This window comes from Hyphomonas beringensis, assembly GCF_000682755.1.
Taxonomy (GTDB): Bacteria; Pseudomonadota; Alphaproteobacteria; order Caulobacterales; family Hyphomonadaceae; genus Hyphomonas; species Hyphomonas beringensis.
Map to the genome: position 1 here is coordinate 1 of NZ_AWFF01000057.1, position 17,139 is coordinate 17,139.

General features: G+C 59.2%; 14 protein-coding genes and 1 pseudogene. 2 read left to right on the forward strand and 13 right to left on the reverse strand.

From position 1 onward, the window contains the following. Positions 1-51 precede the first annotated feature (51 nt). The 7 genes from clpB to HY29_RS13780 all read right to left on the reverse strand — a co-directional run bounded on the left by clpB (position 52) and on the right by HY29_RS13780 (position 8,437). Complete coding sequence (gene clpB / locus HY29_RS13750; protein WP_034797926.1) at positions 52-2,679, reverse strand: ATP-dependent chaperone ClpB; 2,628 nt, start codon at positions 2,677-2,679, stop codon at positions 52-54. Positions 2,680-2,878: 199 nt separating this feature from the next. Further along, on the reverse strand, positions 2,879-3,553 hold the full coding sequence (locus HY29_RS18615; protein WP_051601546.1) for a DUF4167 domain-containing protein: 675 nt from the start codon (positions 3,551-3,553) through the stop codon (positions 2,879-2,881). A 198-nt stretch (positions 3,554-3,751) separates the two neighbouring features. Then, positions 3,752-4,588, reverse strand: coding sequence for a peptide chain release factor N(5)-glutamine methyltransferase (gene prmC / locus HY29_RS13760; protein ID WP_051601547.1), 837 nt, complete (start codon positions 4,586-4,588; stop codon positions 3,752-3,754). 25 nt (positions 4,589-4,613) lie between these two features. Further along, complete coding sequence (gene prfA / locus HY29_RS13765) at positions 4,614-5,687, reverse strand: peptide chain release factor 1 (protein ID WP_034797930.1); 1,074 nt, start codon at positions 5,685-5,687, stop codon at positions 4,614-4,616. A gap of 59 nt (positions 5,688-5,746) precedes the next feature. After that, positions 5,747-6,178 carry an MAPEG family protein gene (locus HY29_RS13770; protein ID WP_034797932.1) on the reverse strand — a complete coding sequence of 144 codons (432 nt, stop codon included), beginning with the start codon at positions 6,176-6,178 and terminating at the stop codon, positions 5,747-5,749. 21 nt (positions 6,179-6,199) lie between these two features. Continuing rightward, positions 6,200-7,522, reverse strand: coding sequence for an alpha/beta hydrolase family protein (locus HY29_RS13775; RefSeq protein ID WP_034797934.1), 1,323 nt, complete (start codon positions 7,520-7,522; stop codon positions 6,200-6,202). Positions 7,523-7,585: 63 nt separating this feature from the next. After that, a complete protein-coding gene (locus tag HY29_RS13780) occupies positions 7,586-8,437 on the reverse strand; it encodes a LytR/AlgR family response regulator transcription factor (protein ID WP_034797936.1) in 852 nt (283 codons plus the stop codon). A 180-nt stretch (positions 8,438-8,617) separates the two neighbouring features. Between HY29_RS13780 and HY29_RS13785 the strand changes: the two genes are divergently transcribed. After that, complete coding sequence (locus HY29_RS13785) at positions 8,618-9,829, forward strand: acyltransferase family protein (protein ID WP_034797938.1); 1,212 nt, start codon at positions 8,618-8,620, stop codon at positions 9,827-9,829. Here HY29_RS13785 and HY29_RS13790 read toward each other — a convergent pair. The 6 genes from HY29_RS13790 to HY29_RS13815 form a co-directional block, all read right to left on the reverse strand. Beyond that, positions 9,792-10,400 carry a trimeric intracellular cation channel family protein gene (locus HY29_RS13790; RefSeq protein ID WP_034797940.1) on the reverse strand — a complete coding sequence of 203 codons (609 nt, stop codon included), beginning with the start codon at positions 10,398-10,400 and terminating at the stop codon, positions 9,792-9,794. The genes HY29_RS13785 and HY29_RS13790 overlap by 38 nt on opposite strands. Positions 10,401-10,430: 30 nt before the next feature. Next, positions 10,431-10,883 (reverse strand): hypothetical protein, encoded by a 453-nt coding sequence (locus HY29_RS13795; RefSeq protein ID WP_155838336.1) that lies wholly within the window; start codon positions 10,881-10,883, stop codon positions 10,431-10,433. 98 nt (positions 10,884-10,981) lie between these two features. Further along, positions 10,982-12,115 carry a flavodoxin-dependent (E)-4-hydroxy-3-methylbut-2-enyl-diphosphate synthase gene (gene ispG, locus HY29_RS13800; RefSeq protein WP_034797942.1) on the reverse strand — a complete coding sequence of 378 codons (1,134 nt, stop codon included), beginning with the start codon at positions 12,113-12,115 and terminating at the stop codon, positions 10,982-10,984. 65 nt (positions 12,116-12,180) lie between these two features. Then, positions 12,181-13,143, reverse strand: coding sequence for a helix-turn-helix domain-containing protein (locus HY29_RS13805; protein ID WP_034797943.1), 963 nt, complete (start codon positions 13,141-13,143; stop codon positions 12,181-12,183). 92 nt (positions 13,144-13,235) lie between these two features. Continuing rightward, positions 13,236-15,467, reverse strand: coding sequence for a phosphoenolpyruvate--protein phosphotransferase (gene ptsP, locus HY29_RS13810; RefSeq protein WP_241765214.1), 2,232 nt, complete (start codon positions 15,465-15,467; stop codon positions 13,236-13,238). Between the two features lie 59 nt (positions 15,468-15,526). Further along, positions 15,527-16,774 (reverse strand): aspartate kinase, encoded by a 1,248-nt coding sequence (locus HY29_RS13815; RefSeq protein WP_034797945.1) that lies wholly within the window; start codon positions 16,772-16,774, stop codon positions 15,527-15,529. A gap of 93 nt (positions 16,775-16,867) precedes the next feature. Between HY29_RS13815 and HY29_RS13820 the strand changes: the two are divergent. Further along, positions 16,868-17,139 (forward strand): annotated as a pseudogene (locus HY29_RS13820) (bifunctional 2-polyprenyl-6-hydroxyphenol methylase/3-demethylubiquinol 3-O-methyltransferase UbiG); the annotation flags it as partial.

The window sequence follows — 17,139 nt, forward strand, 5'->3', positions numbered from 1 at the left end:
AAAAGCCCCGGTATCGATACCGGGGCTTTTTCGTATTGGGTCAGGCGCGATCTAGTTCAGAGCTGCTGCGCCCTTGGCGATATCATTCGGAATACCGTTGATGGCAAGCTGGTCGCCCTCCACTCCGATATTGATGGTCTCGCCATCGTGAATGCGGCCTTCCAGGATGAGGCGGGCGAGCGGGTCCTGCAGCTCTTTCTGGATCACACGCTTCAACGGACGAGCGCCATAGACCGGGTCATAGCCCCGCGCTGCCAGCCAGTTGCGGGCATCTGCGCTGAGCGCCAGAGTCATCTTGCGATCCTCCAGAAGGCCTTCGAGACGCTCCATCTGGATATCGACAATATGGTCGATCTCGCTGCGGCCCAGCCGCTTGAAGAAGACGATCTCATCGATCCGGTTGATGAATTCCGGGCGGAAATGACTGCGGATGGCAGCCATGACAGAGCCCTTTGCGGCCTCTGACACATCGCCTTCCTCACCACTCGCCAAGGCGTCTGCACCCAGGTTCGAGGTCATGATGATGATCGTGTTCTTGAAGTCGACCGTGCGGCCCTGACCATCTGTCAGACGGCCATCATCCAGAACCTGCAACAGCGTGTTGAACAGATCCGGGTGGGCTTTCTCGACCTCATCAAACAGGATCACCTGATACGGACGACGACGTACGGATTCCGTCAGCACACCGCCTTCATCATATCCGACATATCCCGGAGGCGCACCGATCAGACGCGCCACAGAGTGCTTCTCCGAGAATTCCGACATGTCGAGGCGAAGGATCGCTGTGTCGTCATCGAACATGAACTCGGCCAGTGCCTTGGTCAGCTCTGTCTTGCCGACACCGGTCGGACCAACGAACAGGAAGGAGCCGATCGGGCGGTTCGGATCCTGCAGACCCGCCCGCGCGCGGCGCACCGCATTGGAGACAGCTTCGAGCGCATCATCCTGGCCGACGACCCGCTTACGCAGCTCATCTTCCATCTTCAGCAGCTTTTCACGCTCACCTTCCATCATCTTGTCGACAGGAATGCCCGTCCATTTGGACACAACGCCCGCAATATGCTCCGGGCGGACGACTTCGGACACGAGCCCGGTTTCACCAGCGCCCTGGTCATCCTCGCTGCCTTCCACTTCCGCAATCTGTTTTTCAAGTTGCGGAATGGTCGAGAATTTCAGCTCGGATGCCTTGCCCAAATCGCCCTGACGCTGGGCCTCCGCCATTTCGGCATAGGCCTTGTCCAGCTGCTCCTTGGCAGAGGCTGCGCCTTTCAGCTTGTTCTTCTCAGCCGACCAGGTTGTGGTCAACTCATCGGATTTGGTCTGAAGGTCGGCAATCTCGCCCTCAAGCGTTTTCAGGCGCTCCTTGGACGCATCATCCTTCTCCTTCTTGAGCGCTTCGGCTTCGATCTTCAGCTGCAGCAGGCGGCGGTCGATCTCGTCAAGTTCTTCAGGCTTGGAGTCCACCTGCATACGCAGGCGGGAAGCCGCTTCGTCCATCAGGTCGATGGCCTTATCCGGCAGGAAACGGTCCGTGATGTAGCGATTGGACAGCGTTGCTGCCGAGACAATCGCCGCATCGGAGACCCGCACACCATGGTGCGCCTCATACCGGCCTTTCAGACCACGGAGGATAGAGATCGTATCCTGCACCGTCGGCTCGTCCACATACACCGCCATGAAACGGCGAGCGAGTGCGGCGTCGCCTTCGACGTATTTGCGATACTCATCCAGCGTGGTCGCGCCAACGCAGTGCAACTCGCCCCGCGCCAGAGCAGGCTTCAGCAGGTTGGACGCATCCATCGCACCATCGCTCTTGCCAGCGCCGACAAGCGTGTGCATCTCGTCAATGAACAGGATCACGCCGCCTTCGGCCTGCTGCACTTCATTCAGCACGGCTTTCAGGCGCTCTTCGAATTCACCGCGGAATTTTGCGCCAGCAATCAGCGCGCCCATGTCGAGTGCCAGGAGGCGCTTATTCTTCAGGCTTTCCGGAACATCGCCATTGACGATGCGCAGGGCAAGGCCTTCGGCAATGGCCGTTTTACCGACGCCGGGCTCACCAATCAGAACCGGGTTGTTCTTTGAACGGCGCGAGAGCACCTGAATGGTCCGGCGGATTTCCTCGTCCCGGCCGATCACCGGGTCAAGCTTGCCGTCGCGCGCATCCTTGGTCAGGTCGCGGGCATATTTCTTGAGGGCTTCATAGCCTTCTTCGGCATTCTCGCTGTCGGCTGTGCGGCCCTGGCGCAGCTGCGCAATTGCGCCTTCCAGCGCCTTTACCGTGACACCCGCAGAAGACAGAACCTCTGCAGCCGGATCATTCTTCAGGCCAGCAAGGGCCAGCAGAAGGCGCTCTACGGTGACAAAACTGTCGCCGGCCTTCTTGGCTTCGGCCTCGGCATTCTGGAAAAGTTGCGCACCAGCCTGCTCCAGACGCAGGCCGCTATTTGCGCCTTGCACCTTTGGCAGTTTTCCGATGGCGGTATCCACACCCTGCGCCACCAGTTCCGGTCGGCCACCGCTTGCGCGAATGAGATTCGCGGCAAGCTGGTCACGGTCTTCCAGCATGGCTTTCAGTATGTGGCTTGGTGTCAGGACCTGGTGCCCATTGGCCAGGGCAGAGGTCTGCGCGCCCTGGATAATTGCGCGGGCACGCTCTGTGTATTGCTCAATATTCATATGTCATCCCCTATTATAGGCAGATCATTTGGTCGTGTGGATATTGGCCCCGCTCAGCGGCAGCCGGTATCCGGTTCACTACTCATGTGGGTAGGCCACACCCGGCTTGCAACTGGTTTGAAGACCATAAAATCACCCATGAAAAAGCCCGGCGCGCCAAATGGCTGCCGGGCTTCTTGAAACAGGGATTTTGGAAAACCTAGTCGGTCGCTTCGGCCGAAGCTTCCTCGGTGGACGTCTCTTCCACAGGTTTCTTGCGGCGGCGGGAAACCGTCTTCATGACGCCTTCATTTTCCGCATCATCACCGGAGCCGTCCTCATCCGCCTTGTCGCGTTTGGCGTAAGGCTTGCGGCGAGTGCGAGTCGACTTGGCTTTTGGCTTCGACTTGGACTTCTCCTCGTCATTGCCAGACTCATCCGCATCCGACTTTGCGTCTGAGGTGTCTTCGGAGGATTCATCCTCTGAAGCCTTCTCTTCACGGGTCTTGTTACGGGATTCGACTTCGGCTTCCTGTTTGGAATTGGAGTCGTTGTTATTGTTGTCGTCATCCGCGTCATTGCTGTTGTTGTCGCGGTCGTCACGGCGATTGTCGCGATTCGGGCCACGCTGCTGCTGGGAGCGTTCTTTCGCTTCCTGCTGCTTGGCAACAATGCGCTGATAATGTTCAGCAAACTGGAAATAGGCTTCCGACAGGATGCGGTCGCCACTGGTCTGGGCGTCCCGAGCATACTGCTGGTATTTGTCCAGAACCTGTTGGGCGGACCCACGGATTTTCACGTCCGGGCCGACACTTTCGTAATGCCGGTTCGGATTGTTGTGGTTATTCTGGTTATTGCCGCCTGAGCGACGATTGCGCCCGCGTGAGCGTTTCATGAAGATCTTCCCGTTTCATGCGCCTGCTGTTTCCTTGCAGGCAATTCCCAGCGCAACTGGTCTCGATGGATTAGGTGGCCCCAGCCCTATATTTGCGCGAGTCTCGTGAGCGGGACACGCTGGAAAACAGTTGCTGTCGCCGCCTCACTTGTGCGTTCTAGCGTGACTTGGCCGATCCGCCAAGAAGAAATGTAAGTATTACAGATCAGGTAATTGTGCCCAAACGGCACGATCATTCCCGCCAAGGTCTTTTGAACTGTCTATCCCGGCAAAACCTGCCTCTTGCAGCAGGGCCGAGACGGCTTCACGCTGGTCATGGCCGATCTCGAAAACCAGCCAGCCCCCAGGCTTCATATTGGCCGCAGCCAGCGTGATGATCTGACGGTAGGCCACTAGCCCGTCCGGGCCACCATCCAGCGCATCCATCGGATCATGCGCGCGCACTTCCGGCATCAGATTGTCGATTTCGCCACTGGCAATATAAGGCGGATTGGAGATGATGAGATCTGCTGCGCCCCAGCCTTGCCAGCTTGTCCAACTGCCTTCGAATATGTCCGCGCGGTCTGACAGGCCCAGCCGGACAAGATTCTCCCGGGCCAGACCGGCGGCGGCGGGATTCGCCTCAACGCCCCTGCCCTGCGCGTGCGGACGATTGGCAAGCAGCGAGGCCAGTAGACAGCCACTGCCCGTGCCAAGGTCTGCGATCTGAACCGGATTATTGGCGGGAATGCGCTTCAACGCCTCTTCCACAACACACTCGCTGTCAGGCCGCGGGATCAGTGCGCGGGCATCGCACAGGAATTCCAGCCCGTAGAATTCCGTCGTGCCGAGAATGTGCTGCAGCGGCTCATGTGCCATGCGCCGCGCGATCGCGGCCATGAAAGCGCCCCGCACCTCTGCAGGCACTATCTCTCGCCCCACCGTCAAAATGTCTGAAGACTGAAGATCTGCGACATGTGCCAGCAACCAGCGCGTCTCCAGCCGGGCCGTATCTATCCCGGCTGCCTGCAGCTGCGCGGCGCCTTCGGCCAGCAAAGCATCATAGGTCAGGTCCGACAGCTCAGCTCGCCTCCATCGCGGCCAGCTTGCGGGCGCGATCTTCCGTGATCAGCCCTTCGATGACATCATTCAGCTTGTCACCGGCAATAATCTTGTCGAGCGAATACAGGGTCAGGCCGATCCGGTGGTCTGTCACGCGGTTTTCCGGATAGTTGTAGGTACGCACTTTCTGGCTACGGTCGCCTGTGCCGATCTGGCTGGCGCGGGCTTCGGCGCGCTCTGCATCGGCTTCGGCGCGCTGTTTCTCATAGAGACGGATCTTCAGCTGCTCCATCGCCTTGTCACGGTTCACGTGCTGGGACTTTTCAGAGCTGGTCACGACAATATTCGTCGCAAGGTGCGTGATACGGACAGCCGAGTCCGTCGTGTTGACGTGCTGTCCCCCTGCCCCGGAGGAACGCATTGTGTCGATACGGATATCTTCCGGCTTGATGTCGATCTCGATATTCTCAGGCGCGGGCAGAACGGCGACCGTCGCGGCTGAAGTGTGGATACGGCCCTGGGTCTCCGTCGCCGGCACGCGCTGCACGCGGTGAACGCCGCTTTCCCACTTCATATGGCCGAACACCCCATCGCCCGACACGTTCGCCACAATTTCCTTATAGCCACCGGCATCGCCTTCGGACGCATCGACGATGTCCACCTTCCAGCCCATGATCTGGGCATAGCGGGTGTACATGCGGAACAGGTCTCCGGCGAACAGAGCGGCTTCATCGCCGCCCGTCCCGGCGCGCACTTCCAGAACGATGTTGGCAGCATCGTCGACATCTTTCGGCAGCAGCAGAACCTGCATCTCGGATTCAAGGTCCGGCAGGCGGTCCCTGATGTCCTCGATTTCCATCTCGGCCAGTTCGGCCATTTCCTTGTCGCCGGAAGAGATCAGCGCCTGCGCCTCCTCCAGCCCCTTGCGGGCATTGATAACTTCCCGTGCCTTTTCGACAACGGGCTTCAACTCAGCGTGCTCTTTGGACAGCGCGATGATTTCGTCGGTTTCGGTCGTGGCGCCCATACGCGCCTCGACCTCTTCATACCGATCGATCACCTGCTGCAGACGGGAAAGGGAAAGTGTGGCCATACGCGCCCTTTAGAGCGGTTTTGACCGCCTGATAAGTCCCCCTGTATGCGTTTTGCCGATCAGAGCAGAATGCGGACAACTTCCCTGCCTGCCATGACAAAGAGGGTCAGTGAGGCGAGCAAATAGACCAGGAAGCGCTGTATCACCTTTGGCGACAGGATCTGCACGAAAGAATGTAGAACGCGCAGCCCAACATAAATCCAGGCCAGCAGCGCCGCAAAATTGTCGCCGCCACCCGTCATCGCCGTGAAGAACATCAGCGCGTAAAAGATGGTCGGCTGTTCGTGCAGGTGATTGTAATTGTCGGCCACGGAGCGGACATTTGCCGGCAAGCGGTCCGAATAAGTGCCGGGATGACGTGCATCATCCGGATTGATCTGGGCCTTCTGCATGGCGGGAATACGCGTTGCGTTCATCCACAGCCACAGGATCAACGTCCAGACGATCAGCGCCAGGACTGGATAGAGAAAATCAACATTACTATTAGGCATCACGCCCTCCCTCAGCTTTTATTATCGCACTGAATCTACGTGGTTTTCCCGGGCTTGAACAGCGGTAACCTTACGGGATGGAGCTTGCAGGTGAGTCTGTAGGAAAGCGATAAAACTATCGATATCCTCAGACACGATGCTGTGCCCCCCGGGCCGCAGCCACCAGGCGATCCCGGCGGATGGCTCAAAAGCCTGCTGCATGCCGCCTGCCGGAAGGCCCTCCTGTCCTGCTGCCTCATACATTGCGGACGCGGCCAAAGCCGCCCGGAAAGAGGAATTGGGGTCCGACCAGACATCGCGCCGCCCATTGCCCAGCAAAACCGGCGTCGGCGCCAGTAGCGCCAGCAATTCATGCTGATCCACCGGCAGTTCATCCAGATGACCCAGCCAGGGCTGAATGTCCTGAGAGAGCCAATGCGGATAGGTTTTCGCCATGCGCGCAAGCCCCTCCCCTGTCTTCGAGCGCGAGAGCGAAGCACCAGCAAAGCCGGACTGATGCGCAATCACGGCATCAATCCGCCGGTCCCACACACCGGCAATCAGCGCAGACTTGCCAAAGCGCGAATGTCCCATGACTGCGATGCCGTCAGGATCTATGGGCGTTTCAGCCTGCAACGCGTCAATCGCGGCAGTAAAGCCATAGGCCCAGGCCATGAGTGTGCTCGTGGGCTGAATCGGCCCGCCCAGCGCCGCCATGACGGCTGGCCCCTGCTCGCGGCTATCCGGCACGAAATCTGAGCCATAGAAGCTCGCATAGGCAATGCCAGCGTCCATGAACCGGTCCAACGGAGCATAGGCGATATACTCGCCAAACATTTTGGTGACGAGAGACCCGACGACACCATCCATCTGGCTTCCATCACACACGCCGCCGTCTGGAGAGGTGACGGGATATTCGGGAAAGACCGAGCAATTGCTGGAAAACGTCTCGTTGATGACAACCGGAAAGGGGCCATCACCTTTCGGCAGCGCCAAGACGAGCATGAATGTGCTCGCGCCTTCTCCCTGGCCGACTGTTACGGGGATTTCCTTCAGGACGCCTTTTCCATCCAGAATATCCTCGGAAACAATCCGGGCTTCCCCCCATTTGACGGGCATGCCTTCGGGCCAAGGCCCATACAGGATGTCTTCAAACTGCTCCATCAGGTCCGCGCGGGCTTCAGAAGAGTTCACCAAGACCGGCACATCTATGGCTGGTGACGGCGCGGCTTTGTTGTCCACCTCCAGGCTCGCATAGTTCAGGCCCAGCATGGTGCAACTGGACATGACCAGCGACAGGAAAAGGATCATCAGCAAAAGCGGCAACCGCACAAGAAACCACAGGATGGCTTTCAGAACACTCATGGGCGGCGCATCTCCAATGGCTGCCTCGTCACACTAGCGCCATTTCCCTGCGCGCCCAGCCCCTCACGAAAAAGTGGCCTCAAAGGCCTCGCGGTAGCGGCGCGAGCCGGACACCTCATCCCCTGTTTCCAGACGCAGAACGACATCGCCTTCGCCTGTCGGGACAATTTCCTGCACCCTGTCCAGATTCACGATGTGAGACCGATGAACTCGCGCATGACGCCCGCCGGCCGCTTCCAACAGCTTGGCAAGTTCCGTAAGGGTCATGCGTGCCAGATAGGTTTTGCCCGGCGTGACAACTTCCACATAATTCGAGGCTGCCTTGGCCCAGATCACATTTCCGGCCTCAACAAAATAGGTGCGTCCGCCGGATTTGAGGGTCAGCCGGTGGCGATCCTGCGCTTCGGCGCGCGCCGCCTGAACCTCAAGGGATTTCTGCTCGACCATGCGATTGAGCCCGAAGATGGCTGCAATGGTGACATAGGACAGCACATCCTTCCGGAATTCATAAAGCCAGACGGATGGGTCATTGAGGCCAAACTGATAGGGAAAGCCGAACAGGATGGGCGTGAACACCTTCCTCAGCCCCACCATCAGCAAGATGTGCACGCATGAGAAGATAACGACAGCCAAGGCATGACGGCTGAGATTGGCGCGCAACTGTCCAGTAACCAGCGGATAGCGGCTCAGCATGTAGGTGACGAACGGCACAAGCGCCAAGATTACCAGATGTGACGTCCCCTCCGTCAGCCATGGCAATGCCGGATACAATCCCCCCTCGCGCGCGACCTCGTCCTGGGCTGACAAGGCGTTGACCAGATAGGCCGCAAAGACGAACAGGGCGAAATACAGCCACATCTTGCGGTCTGCCCGGCGGTCGGTTTCCTGTTCGGGATGGGGACGAGGCGTTTGCATTTCGACTCTCTGCCACACTCTGCGCAGTGGCTGGAAGGTGGGCTGCAGAATTTCGTCCCATGATGCCGCCGCTTGTCCCCAGGTCCAGCGGTTTGTCCCAAACCCCCACCGAATAGCCCTTCAGGAATGCATGGCTTGGCGCAGCGGCGCATGGATGGCCCATGAGACAAAGGAGTTCCCATGCCCACCGCCGCCCCAGCTTTCCCGCGCCGCCATGATCTCGATTGGCTACGCATCATCGCCTTCGGATTGTTGATCCTCTACCATTCGGGCATGTTCTACGTGACGTGGGGCTGGCACGTGAAAAGCGTGCATTCCGGACCTGAGGCTGAATGGGCCATGCGCCTGCTGAACCCCTGGCGGCTGGCCCTGCTCTTCTTCATCTCGGGCGTCGCCATGCGGTTTGCCGCAGACAAACTCGGCAGCTCCAAACTCGCCCGTGAACGCAGCGTACGCCTCGGCCTTCCGGTTCTGTTCGGCATGGCCGTCGTGGTCGCCCCGCAAAGCTGGCTGCAATTGGTAGAGAGCGGCGAGTTTCAGGGCGGCTTCCTTGCCTTCTGGCCGCATTATCTGGACTTCGGGTCCGACTTTTCCATCATCACACCAACCTGGAACCACCTCTGGTATGTCGTTTACCTGCTTGTCTACACACTGATGCTGGCGCCGTTTGCCGGCCGGATTTCCCGTTTCATGGCCGGTCGCGGCGCAAAGGTGACGGAGTTTCTGTTCGGCGGAAAGTGGGGCCCGCTCGTTCTGCTGACGCTGCCTACAACGCCTTTCCTGATCTATCGCATGACGCTGGACCGGTATTTCCCGACCACGCATGATCTTGTCTGGGACTGGTCCAACCACGCCCACAGCCTGACCATCCTGATATTCGGCTTCCTACTGGCCAAGGATCGCGCCTTCTGGAGCGCCATTCAGCGCGCTCTGCCCTGGGGCATCGTATTGGTCCTTACGCTCGGCGTATCGTTGACCCTCATCTGGAATGGCTGGGACCAGATCACAACGGAGCATGACTGGATCATCTGGCCGGCCCGCTTCGCCCGCATCTTCTATGCATGGATCATGATCGTGACCCTGCTCGGCCTGGGGCAGCGCTATCTGAACCGCCCAAGCCGGGTGCTGACCTATATGACTGAAGCCATCTTCCCCTGGTACATTCTGCACCAGACATTGACCGTGATGCTCGGTTTCTGGCTGACGCGTCAGGGCCTGCCGGTTGGCGTGGAAGTCCTGCTGGTCATCGGAGGCACGTTTGTCGGCTGCGCCGTGTTGCACGAACTCGTCATCCGGCGCGTCGGCTTCCTGCGTCCCGTCTTTGGCCTGAAGCCGTTTTCCAGATCGCCCGTCTCTAGAAAGGTGATCGCGGCAGGGACAGGTGGAAGATAATCGCCAGCGCCCTCAGGACAAAGGCCGCCGCGAGTCCAAGCGCAAAGGCGAGTGCCTCATCGCCTCCCCACATGCAGATCACAAAGTAGACGGCTGACCCCAAAAGCGCCGCTGTTGCGTAGATGTCTTTCTTCAGCAGCAGCGGCTCTTCATTCGCCACGACATCCCGCAACAGACCGCCCGCACTGGCCGTCATAGTGCCCATGATCAGCACCACCGGCAGGCCAAAGCCCAACGCCGTAGCCTTGGCTGCACCCGTCACCGCGAACAGCGCCATGCCGAACGCGTCCGCCCAGCGCAGCGGGCGGAAATTCTCCAGCCAGCGATGAAAGAAAAAGGCCGCAAGCCCACCAGCCACTGCAAGGCCCAAAATCTGTGTATCTTCCAGCCAAAAGACAGGTTGAGACAGGATCAGGTCACGCAACGTGCCGCCGCCAATGGCCGGTAGGAAGGCCATCACGATTACGCCGAACAGGTCCATCTGCTTGCGCACGGCCACGATGCCGCCAGAAATGGCGAAAACGAACACACCTGCGCGGTCCGCAAAGAGAAGAAGAAAATCGGGGGACATTCCCGGATTAAGGCTGCTTGGGCGCCAAGATCAATCCCTGTAATGTCCATGATGATGGTGATGGTCATCCTCCGTACGGGGGCCATCATAGGCGCGGTTACGTTCCCAGCAGGCGCAGTCACTTCCCCAGGTATAGGCCTCTCCGCGCCCGTTTATCTTGAGGGTCGAGGACGTCATCGTGCCGTTGCTTGTGTCGCCAAACATGTCGGCATAGCCATCGCCATTCGTGTCGCACTGATAGAAGCTGCCGCTTGAGATGCACTCATTATAGCCCGTCCAGGTGCCATTCGCATTGTACGGAGACAGTGTGTACCCATTGGACGAATAGGCCGTGCCATAAGGGGTGTAGGCATTGTTGTAAGCTGTGTCATAGGAGGCCTCGGCCATAGCCGCCGAAAAGGCATCCAGATCAGCAGCCGTGCACCCCGTCAGGCCAAGGCCCGCCCCGGCTGCAATCATTCCTGCAATAAGTGTCCTGCGCATGCGTCCCTCTACTCATCCAGCCTGACATTACATTGCCGAAATGTAACCCAAGCAAGATGAATGGGAGTCAACAGATTGAGATGACAGGGAAATATTCTCTATTCGGCCGCAACTTCAGCCGCTTCACGCTCCCGGCGCAGAGCTTCAGCCCGCTTTTCAACCAACTCGACAATGTGATCCACCATCTCCGCATTGGAGACGTTATGGTCCGCGCGGCCGGAAACGAACATCTTGCCGCTTTCCTTGCCACCGCCGGTAAAACCGAGATCGGTCAATGCGGCTTCGCCTGGGCCATTCACCACACAGCCAATGATGGAGAGCGAAATCGGCTCTGAAATATGCGCAAGGCGCTGTTCCAGGATCTCAACCGTTTTGATCACGTCAAAGCCCTGACGGGCGCAGCTGGGGCATGCAACGATATTCACGCCGCGCGTGCGAAGGCCGAGAGATTTCAGCATCTCAAAGCCGACTTTCACCTCTTCCACCGGATCGGCGGAGAGGGAGACGCGGATCGTGTCGCCAATTCCGGCCCAGAGCAGCGCGCCCATACCGATGGAGGATTTGACGGTGCCGGTACGAAGCCCGCCCGCCTCGGTAATGCCAAGATGCAGCGGCGCGTCAGTCACGTCTGCCAGTTGCTGATAGGCCGCAACCGTGAGGAACATGTCGGAGGCTTTCACCGAAATCTTGTACTCGTGAAAGCCGAGATCATCGAGGATGCGCGCATGGTCCAGCGCGCTTTCTACCATCGCATCCGGACATGGCTCGCCATATTTCTCCAGAAGGTGCCGCTCCAGACTGCCGCCATTCACGCCGATGCGGATGGAACAGCCATTCGCGCGGGCCGCCGCGACAACTTCCTTCACACGCGCTTCTGACCCGATATTGCCCGGATTGATGCGCAGGCAGGCAGCCCCCGCATCCGCCGCTTCAAGGGCGCGTTTGTAGTGGAAATGGATGTCCGCAACGATCGGCACCGGGCTTTCCCGGCAGATCTGCGGCATGGCGGCGGTCGCGTCTTCCGTCGGGCATGATACGCGCACAATGTCTGCGCCAGCCTCTGCTGCGCGCTGGATCTGCGCAATGGTCGCGGCAGCATCCTCGGTCGGTGTGTTGGTCATGGTCTGCACAGCAATCGGGGCATCGCCCCCGACCAGCACATTGCCGACGCGTATTTGACGGGATTTGCGGCGCTCAATCGAACGCCAGGGACGGATTGGATTATGCGACATCTCGCGGGTTCCCTGTCCGGTGAACTATGAGCCTCACATGGCGGGTCTGGCTCGGCAAGGCAAGCCTAGCGGGACGCCTTGTTGCCGCCATTTGCAGCCATGGCCGGTGCGGCGGCCTCTGCCGCGCGGGGCAATTGCTCGTCCACACTGACGGAAAAGACCTCTGCGCCTTCTGGCCCGAGTGGACCAACCGTAATGTCGCCGACGCGCCATTCAAACGCACCGCCATCGCGGGCTGAAACAGTCCAGCCAGCGTCGAGACGCGGGAAATAGCTCTCCCCTGCTGCCATGGTACGGCTGCGGAAAATCGTGCCATCTGCGCCGCGCACTTCCAGCCAGCCCTGACGAACAGCGTGGAGTTCCAGCGGCATATTTTTTGGCACAGGGCGCTGTGTGGCTTCGGTTCCGGCAAACAGGCTTTCGCGTCCGCCATTGACCGCGACCACGGCTGGCGCTGGGGCGAGTTCAGGCTCCTGACGCATGAACTGGGAGAGACCCACAGCGCCTGCGCCAAGCAGACCCAGGACAAAAACGGCTGCCACAGCAAGCGGCCACTTCGGACGGTCTGGCGCAATCCCACCAATTTTCGGCACGGGCGCGTCATGTCTTACATCTTCCACACCACCGCATTCCTGCGTGTAGACGCGGATCACTTCCTTCTCGGGAAGGTTCAGGTACCGGGCGTACGTATTGAGGATAGCACTCAGATAGCCACCGCCTGGCAGGTCACCGACCTCCATGCGCTCAATCCACATCAAATAATCTTTGCGCAGGCGCGTATCTGCCGAGATTCCCTCAATCGTCAGACCGAGTGTTTCGCGAACACGGCGCAGCACCTGTCCCATTCGGAGGCTCTCGCCCTCATATGAGCGGTTTCTGAAGATTTCCATCGCACGCTCACGCGGGGTGCGGATGTCTTCCTCAGCAGGCTCTACGGGCTCTGTAACAGCGTCTACAGAAGACACAGAATCCCCCTCGCTCTGGGAAGCACTACGATCATGTTCCGGTGTAAAATCGTCTTGTACCATATTCTTCCAGCTCACCTGTCCCCTGAAGGTCTTCACCTCTCAGACGCGCAAATTCTGGTCCACGAATGTGGTATTAATATGGGCCTGCGGAATTAACCATCTGTCAGTTCCACCCCATGATCAGCTGCCAAAGCTAACACTTGGTTACGGAAGTCCGGCTGCGGGGCGTCCAGCGCAGCGAAAAAGTCCTTCTGGAACTTTTCAAGGTTAACGGAGCGGATCATCTGTTTGACCGGTCCGATGGACGCAGCCGACATGGACAGCGTCGTAAAACCGAGCGCCACGAAGCAGAGCGCCGAGAGCGGCGTGCCCGTCGCCTCCCCGCAGGCCGACATGCGGATATTGTTTTCCCGGCAGGATTTTGAGACTTCCCGCAAAAATCTCAACGCGCTGGGGCAGACCATGTTGTAGCGGTCTGAGACCGAAGGCGTCATCCGGTCAGCCGCAAAGAAAAACTGCATCAGATCATTCGTCCCGACGGACAGGAACTCGGCAGAGCCAGACAGTTCCGGCAGGCTGTAGGCCAGAGCCGGCGTTTCCAGCATCACGCCAACTTCCACCTTGCTGGGGCGCAGGCCTGTGCGCTTTTCTGACCAGTCGACTTCCCGGAACAGCAATTCACGTGCTTCCTCAAATTCCGACGGCAGCGTCACCATCGGAAACATGACTGTCAGCGGCCGCGTACCAGCCGCCCTGACCAGAGCCCGCAGCTGGCGGCGGAACAAGCCCTTGTGGTCCAGCGCAAACCGGATGGAGCGCCAGCCGAGCGCCGGGTTTTCCTCGCGCTGCAAATTCAGTGCGGGCAAGACCTTGTCGCCGCCAAGATCCACAGTGCGGAAAACAACCGGCTTGCCGCCTGCCTTGTCCAACACGCGCTTGTAGAGATCGATCTGGTCGTTCACGCGCGGCAGGGTTTCAGAGACAAGGAACTGGAATTCCGTGCGGAACAGCCCCACCCCGTCCGCGCCGACCTGATGCATCATCTCCATATCCAGATCGAGGCCGGCATTGAGCATCAGGGAGATATCCACGCCATCCGCCGTGCGGGCAGGCATGTCCTTCAAGGCTGCATAAGCCGCCTGGCGCTCTGACCGCAGAGACACGCGATCCTTGTAGGCGTCATAAAGCGTATCATCCGGTCGGATGTGCAGCGTGCCGCCTTCGGCATCGACAATCACCCAGTCACCCTGATCAATCCGTGTGGTGAGGCCTTCGATGCCGCCAAGCGTCGGGATGCCCAGCGCACGAGCCACAATCGCAGCATGGGAGGAGGCCGCTGCCTCTTCCATCAGGATCGCGCGCAGGCCTGTATTCGAATATTCCAGCAGCTCCGCCGGGCCGAGACGGCGCGCAACAAGAACGCTGCGTTCCTCACTGATTTCAGGCTTGCCTTCATCCCCGCCCAGGATGCGCAGAAGACGGTTATCGAGGTCTTCGAGATCATGAAGGCGTTCGCGCAGATAGGGATCGCGCGCGCTTTGCAGGCGGGCCCTGTGTTCGCGGCGGGCGCGGTCAACAGACGCTTCTGCGGACAGGCCGGACTTCACGCCTTCCTGCAACTTCTCAGCCCAGGACGGGTCATGCGCCAGGAGGCGATAGGTCTCCATAACGTCGCGAGGGTCTTCCCCCAGCGCGGCGCCGTCCAGCGCCATCATCCGGTCGATGGAGGCTTTCAATTCCTCCATGCCTTCTTTCAGGCGACGGCTTTCGGTAAACTGGTCTGCCGCAAAGAATTTTGCTGCCGGGACCACGGGGTCGTGCAGCACGGCACGGCCATAACCGAGGCCTTCACAAAAAACCCGGCCCTGAAGGCTGGCCGTGTTGCGCTCTCGCTTTTCATCGCCGCCATTGTTCAGCGCGACCGGGTCGATCCGGTCGACAATCTCTGCCAGCACCATGGCAATGGTCTGAAGATTGTCGACTTCCTCGTCATCATAGGCACGCTCTGTGCGGTTCTGTACGGTCAAAACGCCGATGACGCGTCCGCCCCGAAGGATCGGCACGCCCAGAAATGCGTGGAACGGGTCTTCCCCTGTTTCCGGACGGTAGGAGAATGAAGAGTGGCGCGGCGCGTCCTGAATGGCCATCGGTTCGGCCCGCTTGGCAACGAGGCCAACCAGCCCCTCATTCGCCTTCAGCCGGGTTGCCGCGACAGCATCGGCTTTCAGCCCCTCCGTGGCGATCAGCAGCAGCTCCCCATCCTGCAGTCTCAGATAGATGGAGCAAACATCCGCGACCATCGTCGACGCAATAAGACGGACAACCTTGTCCAGCCGCGAGCGTGTTTCGCCTTCCTCCGCCATCACCTGGCGAAGTCGGTTCATGAGCAGGCGCGTCGCGGGTAAGTTATAAGCCATTGTCAGGCTGTTTGTCGCAGCCCGCCTCAGGCAGCGTCAAGACCGAAGGCCGTATGAAGCGCACGCACCGCCAATTCAGTATAGGGCGCGGCAATCAGAACCGAAATCTTGATCTCTGAAGTTGCGATGACGTCGATATTGATGCCTTTCTCGTACAATGCTTTGAACATTGTCTCGGCAACACCGGTATGACTTTTCATTCCGACGCCGATGATCGAGATTTTTGACACATCGCGCACAACTTCAAGGCGGTCATAGCCGATTTCATCGTTCAGGCTTTCTAGGGTTTCCTTGGCGATGGGGCTGTCACGGTCTGTGCAGGTGAACACCATGTTGGCCCGGTCCGGACCGCGTGCCTGCGCCTGTACGATCATGTCCACATTCACACCTGCGCGTGCAAGCGCCGAGAAGATCATCGCCGAGATGCCGGGCTTGTCCGGCACCCCATAAAGCGTGACCTTTGCTTCATCACGGGAATAGGCAACTCCGCTGACAACCTGTTTTTCCACGATTTCTTCCTCTGAACAGACAAGGGTTCCCGGATTGGGCTCGCCGGGCTTCAGGAAGCTCGACAGCACCCGCACGGGAACATTGTGATTCATCGCCATTTCCACAGACCGAGTCTGCAGAACCTTGGCCCCAAGAGACGCCATCTCAAGCATCTCTTCAAATGAGATCTTCTCAATACGCTGCGCCTTCTGAACGATGCGCGGATCGGTCGTGTAAACGCCGTCTACATCCGTATAGATGTCGCAAACCGTCGCTTCCAGAGCTGCTGCCACGGCCACAGCGCTGGTATCTGACCCGCCACGCCCGAGCGTTGCAACGCGCTCATCATCCGTGACGCCCTGGAAGCCGGCAATAACGGCAATCTCACCCGCATCAATCGAATCGGGAAGGCTGGAATCGTCAAAGCCCTTGATGCGCGCGCGCCCATGGCTCTTGTTCGTCTTCAGCTTCAGCTGCCAGCCCAGCCAGCTGCGCGCCTTAAGGCCACGCCGGCGCAGCGCCAGGGCAAGCAGCCCTGCCGTCACCTGCTCACCTGAGGCAACGACAACATCATATTCATCATCGAACTGCTCGCGCGGCAGCTCATCGCCCGCAGCGCCTTCAGCAAAAGCGACCAGCTTGTTGGTCTCTCCCGACATTGCGGAGACCACAACTGCCATATGCTCACCCTGAGCTGCCCGTGCGGCGACAATATCCGCCACATTGGCAATCCGGTCGAGGTCTGCCACTGATGTGCCACCAAATTTCAGAACCGTGCGCGCCATTTCGCCCCATATCCTGTCGTCTTAAAGGGATATCCTCTTATATGGGCCCTCATAGGGGGTGTTCTCGCCCGGATCAAACAGGATTGTTGACGCATGACAGTTACGATTGAAGGTTCAACCGGCGCGCCCTCCACGCCGAGCATAGATCCGGACGAGGTGGCGAAGTTTTCCGCCATGGCCGCAGATTGGTGGAATCCCCGCGGGAAATTCCGCCCGCTCCACAAGTTCAACCCAGTTCGCCTGCGTTTCATCCGTGAAACAGCAGAGCAGCATTTTGGCCTCGCATCTGGGCTGAAGGAACCGCTGAAAGGCCTGCGGCTTCTGGACATTGGCTGTGGCGGCGGCCTTGTCTGCGAGCCGATGAC

What these genes read in the sequence shown, in the direction of transcription:
- HY29_RS13805 (WP_034797943.1), bottom strand. Translation starts at nt 13,143, where the DNA reads ATGGTACAAGACGATTTTACACCGGAACATGATCGTAGTGCTTCCCAG.
- prfA (WP_034797930.1), bottom strand. Translation starts at nt 5,687, where the DNA reads ATGGCCACACTTTCCCTTTCCCGTCTGCAGCAGGTGATCGATCGGTAT.
- HY29_RS13790 (WP_034797940.1), bottom strand. Translation starts at nt 10,400, where the DNA reads ATGTCCCCCGATTTTCTTCTTCTCTTTGCGGACCGCGCAGGTGTGTTC.
- HY29_RS13770 (WP_034797932.1), bottom strand. Translation starts at nt 6,178, where the DNA reads ATGCCTAATAGTAATGTTGATTTTCTCTATCCAGTCCTGGCGCTGATC.
- HY29_RS18615 (WP_051601546.1), bottom strand. Translation starts at nt 3,553, where the DNA reads ATGAAACGCTCACGCGGGCGCAATCGTCGCTCAGGCGGCAATAACCAG.
- HY29_RS13815 (WP_034797945.1), bottom strand. Translation starts at nt 16,774, where the DNA reads ATGGCGCGCACGGTTCTGAAATTTGGTGGCACATCAGTGGCAGACCTC.
- HY29_RS13780 (WP_034797936.1), bottom strand. Translation starts at nt 8,437, where the DNA reads ATGCAAACGCCTCGTCCCCATCCCGAACAGGAAACCGACCGCCGGGCA.
- clpB (WP_034797926.1), bottom strand. Translation starts at nt 2,679, where the DNA reads ATGAATATTGAGCAATACACAGAGCGTGCCCGCGCAATTATCCAGGGC.
- HY29_RS13775 (WP_034797934.1), bottom strand. Translation starts at nt 7,522, where the DNA reads ATGAGTGTTCTGAAAGCCATCCTGTGGTTTCTTGTGCGGTTGCCGCTT.
- ispG (WP_034797942.1), bottom strand. Translation starts at nt 12,115, where the DNA reads ATGTCGCATAATCCAATCCGTCCCTGGCGTTCGATTGAGCGCCGCAAA.
- HY29_RS13795 (WP_155838336.1), bottom strand. Translation starts at nt 10,883, where the DNA reads ATGCGCAGGACACTTATTGCAGGAATGATTGCAGCCGGGGCGGGCCTT.
- HY29_RS13785 (WP_034797938.1), top strand. Translation starts at nt 8,618, where the DNA reads ATGCCCACCGCCGCCCCAGCTTTCCCGCGCCGCCATGATCTCGATTGG.
- ptsP (WP_241765214.1), bottom strand. Translation starts at nt 15,467, where the DNA reads ATGAACCGACTTCGCCAGGTGATGGCGGAGGAAGGCGAAACACGCTCG.